General features: G+C 31.7%; 15 protein-coding genes and 1 riboswitch. Of the genes, 9 read left to right on the top strand and 6 right to left on the bottom strand.

Annotated features, from left to right (window positions below; genetic code table 11):
* Nucleotides 1-8: 8 nt before the first annotated feature.
* The 6 genes from Q5I67_RS00925 to Q5I67_RS00900 all read right to left on the bottom strand — a co-directional run bounded on the left by Q5I67_RS00925 (nucleotide 9) and on the right by Q5I67_RS00900 (nucleotide 4,769).
* A complete protein-coding gene (locus Q5I67_RS00925; protein WP_296896193.1) occupies nucleotides 9-857 on the bottom strand; it encodes a 4-hydroxybenzoate octaprenyltransferase in 849 nt (282 codons plus the stop codon).
* Nucleotides 850-2,310: a menaquinone biosynthesis decarboxylase gene (locus Q5I67_RS00920; RefSeq protein ID WP_302486076.1), complete on the bottom strand. Its 1,461-nt coding sequence runs from the start codon at nucleotides 2,308-2,310 to the stop codon at nucleotides 850-852. Before Q5I67_RS00920 ends, Q5I67_RS00925 begins: the two co-directional genes overlap by 8 nt.
* Before the next feature lie 46 nt (nucleotides 2,311-2,356).
* Nucleotides 2,357-3,151 carry a twin-arginine translocase subunit TatC gene (gene tatC, locus Q5I67_RS00915; RefSeq protein WP_296896190.1) on the bottom strand — a complete coding sequence of 265 codons (795 nt, stop codon included), beginning with the start codon at nucleotides 3,149-3,151 and terminating at the stop codon, nucleotides 2,357-2,359.
* Between the two features lie 11 nt (nucleotides 3,152-3,162).
* Nucleotides 3,163-3,354 carry a twin-arginine translocase TatA/TatE family subunit gene (locus Q5I67_RS00910; RefSeq protein WP_296896188.1) on the bottom strand — a complete coding sequence of 64 codons (192 nt, stop codon included), beginning with the start codon at nucleotides 3,352-3,354 and terminating at the stop codon, nucleotides 3,163-3,165.
* Between the two features lie 77 nt (nucleotides 3,355-3,431).
* On the bottom strand, nucleotides 3,432-3,779 hold the full coding sequence (tatA, locus tag Q5I67_RS00905; RefSeq protein WP_302486075.1) for a twin-arginine translocase TatA/TatE family subunit: 348 nt from the start codon (nucleotides 3,777-3,779) through the stop codon (nucleotides 3,432-3,434).
* A gap of 30 nt (nucleotides 3,780-3,809) precedes the next feature.
* Complete coding sequence (locus Q5I67_RS00900) at nucleotides 3,810-4,769, bottom strand: polyprenyl synthetase family protein (protein WP_302486074.1); 960 nt, start codon at nucleotides 4,767-4,769, stop codon at nucleotides 3,810-3,812.
* Nucleotides 4,770-5,035: 266 nt separating this feature from the next.
* Here Q5I67_RS00900 and Q5I67_RS00895 point away from each other — a divergent pair, with 266 nt between their 5' ends.
* From Q5I67_RS00895 to Q5I67_RS00855, 9 genes are all read left to right on the top strand, one after another.
* Nucleotides 5,036-5,842, top strand: a complete 807-nt coding sequence (locus Q5I67_RS00895) for an MBL fold metallo-hydrolase (RefSeq protein ID WP_302486073.1) — start codon at nucleotides 5,036-5,038, stop codon at nucleotides 5,840-5,842.
* A 53-nt stretch (nucleotides 5,843-5,895) separates the two neighbouring features.
* Nucleotides 5,896-6,012, top strand: a riboswitch (FMN riboswitch).
* Nucleotides 6,013-6,145: 133 nt separating this feature from the next.
* A complete protein-coding gene (gene ribD / locus Q5I67_RS00890) occupies nucleotides 6,146-7,258 on the top strand; it encodes a bifunctional diaminohydroxyphosphoribosylaminopyrimidine deaminase/5-amino-6-(5-phosphoribosylamino)uracil reductase RibD (protein ID WP_302486072.1) in 1,113 nt (370 codons plus the stop codon).
* An 18-nt stretch (nucleotides 7,259-7,276) separates the two neighbouring features.
* Entirely contained in the window at nucleotides 7,277-7,924 is a 648-nt protein-coding gene (locus tag Q5I67_RS00885; RefSeq protein ID WP_302486071.1) for a riboflavin synthase, read from the top strand.
* Nucleotides 7,925-7,942: 18 nt separating this feature from the next.
* Nucleotides 7,943-9,142 (top strand): bifunctional 3,4-dihydroxy-2-butanone-4-phosphate synthase/GTP cyclohydrolase II, encoded by a 1,200-nt coding sequence (locus Q5I67_RS00880; protein WP_018999070.1) that lies wholly within the window; start codon nucleotides 7,943-7,945, stop codon nucleotides 9,140-9,142.
* Between the two features lie 64 nt (nucleotides 9,143-9,206).
* Nucleotides 9,207-9,674 carry a 6,7-dimethyl-8-ribityllumazine synthase gene (gene ribE, locus Q5I67_RS00875; RefSeq protein WP_008538641.1) on the top strand — a complete coding sequence of 156 codons (468 nt, stop codon included), beginning with the start codon at nucleotides 9,207-9,209 and terminating at the stop codon, nucleotides 9,672-9,674.
* 372 nt (nucleotides 9,675-10,046) lie between these two features.
* Nucleotides 10,047-10,823, top strand: a complete 777-nt coding sequence (locus Q5I67_RS00870; RefSeq protein WP_302486070.1) for an alpha/beta hydrolase — start codon at nucleotides 10,047-10,049, stop codon at nucleotides 10,821-10,823.
* Nucleotides 10,824-10,893: 70 nt separating this feature from the next.
* The gene (locus tag Q5I67_RS00865; protein WP_289146554.1) at nucleotides 10,894-11,646 is read left to right on the top strand and encodes an alpha/beta hydrolase-fold protein; all 753 of its coding nucleotides are present in this window, start codon (nucleotides 10,894-10,896) and stop codon (nucleotides 11,644-11,646) included.
* A 54-nt stretch (nucleotides 11,647-11,700) separates the two neighbouring features.
* Entirely contained in the window at nucleotides 11,701-12,894 is a 1,194-nt protein-coding gene (locus Q5I67_RS00860) for an acetyl-CoA carboxylase biotin carboxylase subunit family protein (RefSeq protein WP_302486069.1), read from the top strand.
* A gap of 130 nt (nucleotides 12,895-13,024) precedes the next feature.
* Complete coding sequence (locus Q5I67_RS00855; RefSeq protein ID WP_302486068.1) at nucleotides 13,025-13,789, top strand: DeoR/GlpR family DNA-binding transcription regulator; 765 nt, start codon at nucleotides 13,025-13,027, stop codon at nucleotides 13,787-13,789.
* The last annotated feature ends 116 nt before the right edge of the window (nucleotides 13,790-13,905 follow it).

Raw genomic sequence — 13,905 nt, 5'->3', positions numbered from 1 at the left:
CTCTTTTATTAACTTAGAATATCAATCAGCGTAAATATGAATATGACAATAGAAACAATGCCATTACGCATGAAATAAACTTGAGTCAAGCGACTGAAATCATATGGAGTAATAAGGCTATGTTGATAGATTAAAGTTAAGATAGCTATGAATACTCCAATATAATAGATAAAGGATAAATTAAAGTAAATACCAGCACCAATAAAGCATAAAATAGAAACGAAATGGAAAAAAGCAGCTATTTTATGAGCATTAGCTACACCAAACTGTGTTGCCATAGAATGAAGTTTGTGGTCTAAATCAAATTGGCGATCTTGGCTACCATAGATAACATCGAAACTGCCAATCCATAAACAAACACCACCACTTAATAAGATGATGCCAAAAGGCAATTCACCTGTGACAGCGATATAACCACCTGCAGGTGCCATGGCTAAAGCTACACCTAAAAAATAGTGACAAAGAAAAGTAAATCTCTTTGTATAAGGATAAAATAATAAGAAAAATAAGCAAATAGGTGTTAATTTTAAACAGATTGGTGCAAGTTGACTTGCGGAAAATAAAAATATAAATAGACTGACGATGATTAAAATAATAACTTCAATAGGTTTAATTGCTCCAGTAACTAATGGGCGTTTAGACATGCGATTTTGTTGTTTATCAAATTTTAAATCGACTAGATTGTCCATAGCTAAAGCAGAGCTTCTAGCTCCAATCATTGCAAGTGTTACCCATAAAAAATCATGAAATGTAGGGATACCCTTTGCTGCAAGGAAAAGTCCCATATAAGCAAAGGGTAGGGCAAATACAGAATGATGAAGAGCTATATTATTAATATGAGCAGATAATTTACTCAAGACCGAGTTCCTGCCATTTTGCATCTACAATTTTTTTAACATCGTCAGACATGGTAATTTCATCTGGCCATTCACGAGTATGTCCTTCTTCTGGCCATGTTTTTGTAGCATCAATACCTATTTTTGTACCCCATTTTGCCATTGGTGAAGAGTGGTCTAAGGCATCAAGTGGACCATCAACCATTACAATATCCTGTTTTGCGTCAATATTATTGAATACACGCCACCAAACTTCTTTTTCTTTTTGAACATCAACGTGTTCATCAACGACAATGATCATTTTGGTGAACATCATTTGTCCCATACCCCAAATAGCATGCATTACTTTTTTGGCTTGTTGAGGATATGTTTTTTTGATGGAAACCATTACACAATCATGGAATACACCTTCAAGTGGGAAGTTAATATCGCGGATTTCTGGTAATGTTTGCTGTAATAATGGTAAGAAAATACGTTCTGTAGCTTTGGCTAAGAAGCAATCTTCCATAGGAGGTTTACCAACTATAGTAGCGGCATAGATAGGATTTTTGCGATGCGTTATACATGTGATATGGAATACTGGATAATCATCAGCTAAGGAATAATAACCAGTGTGGTCACCAAATGGACCTTCACGACGAGTTTCACCAATATTTACATATCCTTCAAGTACGATCTCACTGCAAGCAGGTACTTCAACATCTACAGTTTTACATTTTACCATTTCGACAGATTTTTTACGTAAAAAACCTGCAAATACCATTTCATCGATGTCGCGAGGAAGTGGAGCAGTAGCTGCGTATGTGATAACAGGATCTGTACCGATGGCAACGGCAACTTCAATTTTATCTTTGCCCATTTCTTTATAAGCACGATAATTGCTAGCACCGTCTTTGTGTAAATGCCAATGCATACCTGTTGTTTGTCCATCATATTTTTGTAAACGATACATACCGACATTGCGTTTACCTGTTTTTGGATTGCGAGTAAATACAAGTGGTAAAGTAATGAATGGCCCACCGTCTTGTGGCCAACATTTTAAAATAGGGAACTTATCTAAAGTAGGATTATCTGTGATAACTACTTCCTGACAAGGTGCTTTTTTTACGTATTTAGGGAAATTGATAGCTCGTTTTGCAGTTGGAATAATATGGATTAAATCCATTTTATTTTGAAGAGAAATATAAGGTAATTTCAAGATTTCACGAAGTTCATTAGGAATTTCTTCAATATCATCTACGCCAAAAGCTAGAGCTAAGCGTTCCATACTACCAAATGCGTTCATGAGAACAGGCATATCATAGCCTTTTACATTTTCAAATAGTAGAGCCACATTTTTTTTACCTTCCATTTTAGAAACGCGGTCGGTAATTTCAGTGATTTCTAAATTACAATCAACAGGAGTTTTGATGCGTTTGAGCATACCACGAGACTCTAGAGCATTGATAAATTCTCTTAAATCATAAAAAGCCAAAAAAATCGCTCCTTTATTTTACATTGCATATTTAAAATTAATATATTTATTTTTTCATAGCAAAACGAACTATGACATAACTTATTTCATAAAGTAAAATCATAGGTATAGCAATCATAGATTGTGAAAATATATCTGGAGTTGGTGAAATGATAGCACCAATGACAAAGGTCAAGAAGATAACAATGCGTTGTTGTTTTGCTAAGAATTTTGAAGAAACAATACCTACTTTAGCTAACAAGATAATGGCTAGAGGCATTTCAAATATGAAACCAAATGGCAATAGAAATGCGATGACAAAATCAAAATATTGCTTTAGCGAAAACATAGGTTGTAATTCTTCTGTACTAAAACCCATTAAAAATTTTATTCCGGCAGGCATAACAAAGAAGAAGGAAAATGCTAAACCAGATAAGAATAAAATTAAAGAAACTGGAACTATAACAGAAATTAGATATCTTTCCATGCCGATGAGGGCAGGTAAGATAAATCGCCATATTTGATATAAGACTACAGGTAGGGCAAGTAAAAATCCGACAAATAAAGCAACTTTTATATAAGTAAAAAATGCCTCTGCTGGTTGCATATAATAAAGCTTTCCAGCAGGGCCTGTTAAGATGTGCATTATGTCTTCAATAAAATAATAAGCAACACAGCTACCAATACCTATAGCGATTAGTGAACGAATAAGGCGTTTTCTTAGTTCCGTAAGATGAGCAATAATGGACATACTGCCATTATTTGTATTTGTTTGTTCGCTGACTTCAGTTGAAGGAAGATTTTCTGAAGTAGGAGCAGTGACAGTATTAGCAGAAGTATGTTCGTTCATATCTTGAGACATAAATCGCTACCTCACTTTTTATCTTTTTTTTCGTCTTCATTTTTAACATCGATAGTTTTTGTTGTATCTTCTGTAGAAGCAGAACGAAATTCACGAAGACTTTTGCCTACAGCTTTACCAATTTCTGGTAATTTGCCAGGACCAAATACTACCAAAGCAATAACCAAAATTAATATGAGTTCAGGAATACCAATACTATACATTTAAATCACCTTTATTTTTATTTTATTTAATAAATAAGCTAATGAACTAAATATCTGTTTATAAAATATTTAAATATTTATTTAGTAGATTTTTCATTATTCTCGTTATTAATAGGAGCTTTTACTTCAGTCGTAGTTTCTGTTTTTTGAGCAGTTGCAGCAACTTTTTCACTAGGTGTAGTTTCCTTCATAAATACAGGAGCTACGGCTGGTTGCTCTGGATTAGCTGGATTAGGTGGTGTAGGTGTAATAGAAGCATTATTGGTAGGATTGTTAACAGTGTTTGTTAAGTCCGAAGTGGCTTTTTTAAATTCTTGTAAGCCTTTACCTACAGCACGACCGATTTCTGGTAATTTACCAGGACCAAAGACAATAAGGCCGATAATTAAGATGAGAATAAGCTCAGGAAAACCAATACCAAACATTTAAGTCACCTCAGTTAGAATTAAATTATTTTAATAATCACGATTACCAATAAAGTCAGCTATTTCAATGAAAGAATTTCTTACTGATTTTGGTAAACTATCAGGTAAAATATTTTTAGCTCGTGTTAAAAATTCTGCAACAGTTTGTCTAGCAAAATCAATACTATCAGATTCTTTGACAATGGAAATAGCACGATTTAATTCATCTAAACTCATTTGACGATTTTCGATGATATTTTTTAACTCGTCTTTATTAGGACTGTGATTGTAAGCATGAATTACAGGAAGTGTGATTACACCTTGTAAAATATCATTACCAGCAGGTTTGCCAATTTTTTTGGAATCAGATGTTAAGTCTAAAATATCATCAACTATTTGGAAAGCCATACCAATACAATAGCCGTATTCACGAAGAGCAGATATTTCTGCTTCAGAAAGTTTGGCTATAATAGCACCAATTTCACAGCTAGTAGCGATGAAATTAGCTGTTTTTTTGGCGATACGATCATAATATATATCCATAGAATCAGGTATACTATAACCAAAATGATTTTGTAAAATTTCGCCTTCACTTAAATCACATACAATAGTAGCTAAACGTTCAGAAATACGTGTACCATAGTCATTTTTGGCAATAGCAGCAAATGCCTTAGCAAAAAGATAATCTCCAGTGAGTACAGCAATATTATTTCCCCATTTAGCATTAGCTGTTGCTATGCCACGGCGAGTAGAAGCTTTGTCTAATACATCATCATGAACAAGTGAGGCAGTATGAATCATTTCAAGTGCCATAGCCAGAGGCAATACATAATCTTTATCTAAATTAGGATTGCTTTTAGTCGCTAGAAGATATAATGCGGGTCGGATGCGTTTCCCACCAGAGCTTATAAGATGATTTCCGATATCAGTTATAAGGTCAACAGGAGATGTAACCGTCTCATGTAATAAATTTTCTAGCGATGATAAATCTTTCTTAATAATGAAAAACATTTTGTTTGTTGTCAACAAATTATATCACCTGCATATTTCGAATTACTAACTTAATTAAGTTTACTACAAAATAGACATATTAGTAAACAATAAATTATTATTATATGAATATCTTCAATGATAAATAAAAAATAATAAAAGTGAAATACGTTAAAATATGGATTTTATCATGTGTAAATATATAAAATAGTAAAATAAACACTAGAAATATGCTTTTGTGGTATAATAAATAATAACAGCTATCACAATCAATAGAGGTGCTAAAGATGAGAAAATTAATATTATTAGGAACAGGAAATGCAATGGTTACGAAATGTTTTAATACATGTTTTGCTATAAATACAAATGATGAGTATTTTTTAGTTGATGCTGGTGGTGGAAATGGTATTTTAGCTCAATTAGAAAAAGCTAAAGTTGACATGACGAAAATACATCATTTATTCGTTACACATGCTCATACAGACCATGTACTTGGTGTGATTTGGGTAGTACGCAAAATAGCTACATTGATAAATCAAGGAAAATATGGAGGTAAATTGCATATCTATTGTCATGATAAAGTAAAAATGGTAGTAGAAACTATTGCAAATTTAACATTGAAAAAGAAAGACTTAGCACAAATTGGCAAAAATATTATTTTTGATGTAGTTGAAGATGGTGATCAAAGAGAAATATTAGATATGCAGGTTATTTTCTTTGATATTTTATCTACAAAAGAAAAACAATTTGGCTTTAGTGCGGAATTTGCAGATGGTATGAATTTATGTTGTTTAGGTGATGAGCCTTATAATGAAATCTGTGAAATTTATGCTCAAAATGCTGATTATTTATTATCAGAAGCGTTTTGTTTGTACGGTGATAGAGATATTTTCAAACCATATGAAAAGCATCATAGTACAGTAAAAGAAGCTTGTGAATTAGCAGAAAAATTGCAAGTTAAAAATTTAGTATTGTATCATACAGAAGATAAACATATAAATGAACGCAAAGAATTATATACAAATGAAGGTAAACAATATTATTATGGTAATTTGTATGTACCTGATGATTTAGATGTGATAGATTTGAAATAATAAATATTGATTTATTCATAGTAAAGTGCTATGATGTTTTTGTAACTAAATAAAGCAGTCTTTGGGGCAGGGCGAAATTCCCTACCGGCGGTAAAGCCCGCGAGCATTTATTTGCATGATTTGGTGAAATTCCAAAGCCGACAGTAAAGTCTGGATGAGAAAAGATGTATAGTTATAAATTAGTTTATTAAAGTGAAATGATATAAATAATTAATTTATAATAAATATGAAGCTGATTAGGCTGTTAATTGCATTGCATTTAACAGCCTTTTTTGTTTAATTCTTTAAAAATATGACCAAAGAATGAACAGAAAGAATGGTGATTTTTTGAGTTACGATGAAAAATATATGAGACTTGCCATGCAATTAGCAGGAAATGCAATCGGTAGAACTTCTCCTAATCCTTTAGTCGGTGCTGTGATTGTCAAAGATAATCGAGTTGTGGGTTGTGGCTGGCATAGAAAAGCAGGCACATCACATGCGGAAGTTCACGCATTAAATCAAGCAGGAGAATTAGCTCAAGGTGCTGATGTATATGTGACATTAGAACCATGTGCTCATTATGGAAAAACGCCACCATGTGCTAAAGCTTTGGTAGAAGCAAAGGTAAAAAATGTATATGGCGGTCTATTGGATGTAAATCCTAAAGTTGCAGGCAAAGGTTTTAAGATTTTAGAAGATGCAGGTATTCATGTAGAATATGGATTTTTACAAGATGAATTGCGTAAACAAAATGAAGTGTTCTTTAAATGGATTGAGCATAAAAAACCATTTGTGGTATTAAAAGCAGCTATGACTTTAGATGGAAAAATTGCGACAGCAACAGGTCAATCAAAATGGATAACAAATGAAACATCAAGAGCATATGGTTATAAATTACGTGATATTTATGATGGCATCATGGTGGGAATTAATACTGTGATAGAAGATGATCCTATGCTCACTGCTAGAGTAGATGGTGGAAAAAATCCAATTAGAATAGTTGTAGATAGCAGTTTAAAAATTGATATAAATGCTAATGTAGTACAAGATAAATCAGCAAAAACCATTGTTGCTACTACAGATAAAGCGGATAAAGATAAAATTTTAAAACTGCAAGCTCAAGATGTTGATGTCATTGTAGTGGATAAAGATGAAAATGATAAAGTAGATATAGAAAAATTACTAGATATTTTGGGACAGAAAAATATTTGTAGCATCTTAGTTGAAGGCGGTGCTACTTTAAACGGAAGTTTTGTTGCAAAAAAATTAGTAGATAAAGTATATTTCTTTATTGCTCCAAAAATTGTTGGCGGTAAAGAAGCAAAAACTCCTGTAGCAGGAACAGGTATTTTAAATTTACAAGAAGCACTATCTTTGAAAGATATACAAGTAGAAAAATTAGATGAAGATATTTTAATCATAGGTAGAGTGTAAAAGATAGGGTGTGATACAGTGTTTACAGGTATCGTAGAAGAAATCGGTGTTGTAAAGGCTATAGCAAAAGGCACTCATTCTATAAAATTATCTATTAAAGCCAAGAAAGTTTTAGCAAATACACAATTAGGTGATAGTATTGCTGTAAATGGTGTATGTTTGACAGTTACTTTTTTAGCTGGCGATTATTTTATAGCAGATGTTATGCCCGAGTCTATGCGTAAGACAAATATGGGTTTATTAAAAATTGGCGATAAAGTTAATTTAGAAAGAGCTTTGACTTTATCAAGTAGATTAGGCGGTCATATTGTAAGTGGTCATATTGACGGCACTGCTAAAATTATTGAAATGAAAAAAGATGATAATGCTACACGTGTCACTCTGACAGCTAATGGTAGAATTTTAAAATATATCATTTCTGAAGGTTCTGTTGCTTTAGATGGAGTAAGTCTTACTGTAGCACATTTAGGTGAAGATAATTTTACAGTATCGCTAATACCACATACATCTGAAGTTACAACTCTACTTGATAAGTCAGTGGGTTCAATAATTAATGTAGAAAATGATGTCGTGGGTAAATATGTAGAAAGATTATTGAGTTTTAAACAAGATAAACCAAAATCATCATCATTGAGTTTAGATTTTTTACGTGAAAATGGTTTTTAAGAAATGAGGTATAGAGATATGGAATTTAAATACAATACAGTTGAAGAAGCTATTGAAGCATTTAAACAAGGTAAAATGGTATTGGTAACAGATGATGAAGACCGTGAAAATGAAGGCGATTTAATTGTAGCTGCCGAAAAAGCAACTCCAGAAATCATCAATTTTATGGCTACTCATGCTAAAGGTTTAATCTGTGTGCCAATGTCTGGTGAACTCATTGATAAAGCTGGTTTAAATCAGATGGTTAGCCATAATACAGATAATCATGAAACAGCTTTCACTGTATCTGTTGATGCTGTGGATACAACTACAGGTATTTCTGCTTTTGAAAGAGCTAGAACAGTTGAAGTTTTAATCGATGATAATGTAAAACCAGAAGATTTACGTCGTCCAGGTCATATGTTCCCTCTTCGTGCTAAAGAAGGTGGTGTACTTTGCCGTATTGGTCATACAGAAGCTACTGTAGATTTAGCAAAATTAGCAGGTTTGAAACCAGCAGGTCTTTGCTGTGAAATCATGAAGGAAGACGGTCATATGGCTCGTACTCCAGACTTGATTGAATTTGCGAAAAAACATGATTTAGTATTTATAACTGTAGCTCAATTAGTAGAATATCGTAAAACTACAGAAAAAATGGTAGAAAAAGTAGCTGAAGCAGATTTTCCAAATAAATTTGGTCATTTTAGAGTAATGGCTTATGAAAGTAAATTAGATGGAAAATGTCATTTAGCTATTGTCAAAGGCGATGTAAGAAATAAAAAGAATGTATTAGTACGCGTTCATTCTGAATGTTTAACAGGTGATGTATTAGGTTCTATGCGTTGCGATTGTGGCGATCAACTTCATTTAGCAATGCAAAAAATTGAAGAAGCTGGTGAAGGTGTATTATTATATCTTCGTCAAGAAGGTCGTGGCATAGGTCTTGCAAATAAAATCAGAGCGTATGCACTTCAAGACCAAGGTAAAGACACAATTGAAGCAAATGTTTTATTAGGTTTTGCTCCTGATGAACGTGAATACGGTATTGGTGCTCAAATCTTAGAAGATTTAGGTTTATCTAGCATACGTTTATTGACTAATAATCCAGCTAAAAGAGCAGGTCTTGAAGGTTTCGGCTTAGAAATCGTAGAAAGAGTACCACTTCAAATTCCTGCTAATAAATATGATGCAGGTTATTTAAAAGTGAAAAAAGAAAAAATGGGACATTTATTAAAATAATAAATAGATACTAAATAATAATCTTTAATACAAACATTAAGTATAAAGAAAAGAGGTTTTTTTAATGGCTAATATATTAGAAGGATATTTAAATGGTAAAGATTTAAAAATTGGTATTGTAGTGGCTCGTTTCAATGAGTTTATCACAAGTAAATTATTATCTGGGGCAATCGATACACTTCGTCGTCATGAAACAAATGAAGATGATATTGATGTTGCTTGGGTACCAGGTGCATTTGAAATTCCTGTAGTAGCTAAAAAACTAGCACAAACAGGAAAATATGATGCTGTTATCTGCTTAGGTGCTGTTATTCGTGGGTCAACTACTCATTATGATTATGTATGTAATGAAGTATCTAAAGGTGTAGCTCAAGTAGGAATGAGCACAGGTGTACCTACTATTTTTGGTGTAGTAACTACTGAAAATATCGAACAAGCTGTAGAACGTGCTGGTACAAAAGCAGGCAATAAAGGTAGCGATGCAGCTATGGCAGCTATGGAAATGGCAAGTTTATTGAAAAAAATAAAATAAAAAATAAATTGAGATTATAAATAAAGAAAGAGGATATTTTTATGCGTTATGTATATAAATATCCTCTTTTTTTATTATTTTTATTTATTGTTAGTTTACATGTTTACATGGTGTTTTTATCAGAAGTGTTGAAATTTGTTTTAAAATATGTTATATTATGTTATATTTAATAAAAAATCTCTCTAAAAACCTTAAAATCTCCTGATATTAGACATGATGATTTTTAGGATATTTAATAGTGATTTATTATATTTTATATTAAAACGTAAGTTACCACGTTGAGTATTAAGTAAATACTTAATCAGAAAAGAAAGGATTTATTGAAAATGAGTAACCTTATAGATAAAGTAATTTATTTATGAGTTTTCAGTAATGGTGATAATTGTGATTGATGTATGGAACATTACTATACCAGAATTGACAGACGAAGAAAATAGAAAATTATACATTTATCTTCCAAAATCCTATGATGAACAGCCAGATAAATACTATCCTGTATTATATATGTTTGATGGACAGAATGTTTTCTTTAATGACGATGCTACTTATGGAAAAGCATGGGGCATGAAAGAATATATGGAGTATACAGATACACAAATGATAGTAGTGGCTCCAGCTTGTAATCAAAATCCAGATAATGGCAGATTGAAAGAATATACACCATATCCATTTAAAGATAAAACTTTTGGTAGTATAAAAAGTTTAGGAAAGATTACTATGGATTGGTTTGTCAATGAATTAAAACCAACAATTGATAAAACTTTCCGTACACTTTCAGATAGAGAAAATACATTTATCGCAGGAAGCTCCATGGGAGGATTAATGAGTTTATATGCAATACTTGAATACAATCATATATTCTCTAGAGCGGCAGCTTTATCACCATCTATATGGACAGGTCCACAAAAATTAGCCAAAATGATAAAAAATGCTGATATTAATCCAGATACTGTAGTTTATATGGATTATGGTACAGAAGAACTTCCAAGATATAAACATATGATACAAAAATTTGCGATGATATCTTCAATGTTGATGAAAAAAAATATCAGATTGAATTCTCGTATTGTGCCAAATGGTACACATAGTGAAGCAAGTTGGGAAAAACAAATACCTTTTTTTGTGAATACCCTATTATATGAAAAATAAAAAATAATAAGAGGTGAATTTTCGCTACGATATAAAAATAAGTATGTTTTATATAATGTAGCAGTTATTTATGGAAGTACAATATTTTAAAAGATATAGTTATAATCTGAACAGAGACATGGAATTTAAAGTATATGGTCATGCAGGTAGACCAGTTTTATATATTCCTTGTCAAGATGGGCGTTTTTTTGATTTTGAGAATTTTAAAATGACAGATACTTGGGCTCCATGGATAGAAAGTGGACAGGTAATGGTTTTTTCTATTGATACAATGGATAAAGAAACTTGGTCAAACAAAGGTGCTGATCCAAGATGGAGAGCAGAACGTCATGAACAATGGATGAGATATATTACAGATGAGATGGTTCCTTTTATGCGAGATATGGTAAACTTGCGTAATGGTTGGAGTGGGTATCCAGGAATAATGGTTTTTGGTTGTAGTTTGGGTGCTACACATGCAGCAAATTTATTTTATCGTCGACCAGATTTATTTGATCGATTATTAGCTTTGAGTGGTATATATACTGCAAGTTATGGTTTTGATGGTTACATGGACGATATAGTTTATAATAATTCACCTGTGGATTATTTGAAAAATATGCCATACGATCATCCATATATTCATTTATATAATTTGAAGAAATCTGTAATTTGTGTAGGTAAAGGAGCTTGGGAAATACCTTCTTCAACAGGTCAACTTGATGATATTTTAAGAGAAAAAAATATTAATACTTGGGTAGATTATTGGGGTTATGATTGTAGTCATGATTGGTATTGGTGGCATAAGCAAGTAGCTTATTTTGTGCCGTATTTACTAGGTTGAGATGAAGAGAGATGAAAAAAAGACATTATAAAGAAAGGATATTATGATATTATCATGAAAAATTTTATATTTATATCTCCTAATTTCCCAGAAAATTATTGGCATTTTTGTAGAGAATTAAAAAATAATGGCTTGAATGTATTAGGTATAGGCGATGCTCCTTATGATAATTTATGTCCAGAGTTAAAAGAAAGCTTAAATGAATATTATAAAGTCGGTAGTCTTGAAAATTATGATGAAGTTTATAGAGCTGTAGAATTTTTTAAATATAAATATGGCGAAATTGATTGGTTAGAATCCAATAATGAATATTGGTTAGAACGCGATGCTAGATTGCGTACAGATTTTAATATTCAAACTGGTTTTCATAATGAAGATATGCCAAAGGTAAAATATAAATCTAGAATGAAAGAATTTTATGCTAAAGCAGGTATTCCTACAGCACGTTATCATATAGTTGATAGCTGGGAAAATTGCATGGCATTTATACAACAAGTTGGTTATCCAGTAATTGTAAAACCTAATAATGGTGTGGGTGCTAGTTTTACTTATAAACTTAATAATCAAGATGAAGTGGCATATTTCTTTGCAACGAAATTTTCGCACATAGAATATATTATGGAAGAATACATATATGCAGAAATAAATTCTTATGATGCGATTATCAATTCTCACGGAGAACCAATTTTTGAAATTGGCAATGTAACGCCGATGTCTCTTATGGACGTAGTAAATAATGCAGATAATAGTATTTTTTATATTTTAAATAGATTAGCTGATGATACACGTGCTATGGGTAGGGCTACGGTAAAGAGCTTTGGTGTAAAGAGCCGTTTTGTACATTTCGAATTTTTCCGTTTATTAGCAGATCATGAAGGATTAGGAAGAAAAGGTGAACTCATTGGTCTCGAAGTAAATATGAGACCAAGTGGCGGTATTAGTCCAGATATGATGAACTTTTCTCAAAGTACCGATGTATATAAAATTTGGGCAGATATGATAGCATATGATAGTTCCTTAAGAGGAATCGGTCAGACTGCTTTTTGTGCATTTGCTGGTCGTCGTGATGGCAAAAATTTTGTAATAAGCGATGAAGATATAATGCGTAAATATGGTGCTAATATGAAGATGGCAGGAAGAGTGGCAGAGGCTCTTTCTGGAGCAATGGGCAATCGAATGTATATAGCTAATTTCAATACAAGAGAAGAAATGGACGCTTTTTATAGAGATGTATTAGCTTGTAGATAAATTTTAAAATTAAATATAAGAGATAAAAAAGATGAGATATTTTAAATAGATGTCTCATCTTTTTATTTTGGATTTTTTGGCTATGCAGTAAAATAATAAGGGAAATAATTTAATTTTGAAGGTGATAAAAGTGTTTGTAGAAGAAAGACATGCTTTGATTATACAAGAATTAAAAGAAAATGGTCGCGTGAAAGTAAAAGAATTGAGTGCAAAATTCAAAGTAAGTGAAGACTTAATTCGCAAGGATTTAGCTTTATTAGCTCAGCAAGGTAAATTGAAAAAAACGTATGGCGGGGCTGTATTAGTAAAGGAAAATGTGCATCGTGAATTTGCTACACAAAGAAAATCCATTAATTTAATAGCTAAACAAAAGATAGCACAAAAGGCATTATCTTTGATAAAAGACGATTATGTTGTGTTTTTAGATATATCTACAATAAATATTGAGCTAGCTTATCTCATTGCTAAAAGTGATTTGAAAGCTATTATTGTAACTAATATGTTGGAGATAGTGAATATATTGGCAAAATCAAATATAAGAGTGATTTTTATCGGTGGAGAATTTGATTTTGGCAGAGATGGTTTTGTAGGTAGCTTAACGATAGAGATGTTGAAAAATTTCCGTTTTGATTTAGCTTTTATGGGTGTTGTCAGTGTGGATGTTCACGATAATGCAATAACTACTTATATGGCAAATGATGGTATTACGAAAAAAGAAGTGTTAAATATTAGCAGAAAAAGTTATATGATGGCAGAAAGTGAAAAATTAAAACAATCGGGAAGCTATAAATATGCTAATATCGAAGATTTTCAAGGAATAATTACTGATGAAAATCTAACTGAAACAGAAGAAAAAGAATTATTAAAATATAATATAGAAATTATAAATAAATAAAATAATAATAAATAATAAAAAATAATATAAAATTGTTGACAATAATAAGAAATTTTATATAATAAAATTAATGAATGGAATTTTCTGACAGTTGAGTATAGTTGAGGAGAGTGTAT

It is taken from the genome of uncultured Megamonas sp., from assembly GCF_958438645.1.
Taxonomy (GTDB): domain Bacteria; phylum Bacillota; class Negativicutes; order Selenomonadales; family Selenomonadaceae; genus Megamonas.
Note: the sequence above shows the minus strand (reverse complement) of the source record. Positions and strands in the feature narration are given on the sequence as shown.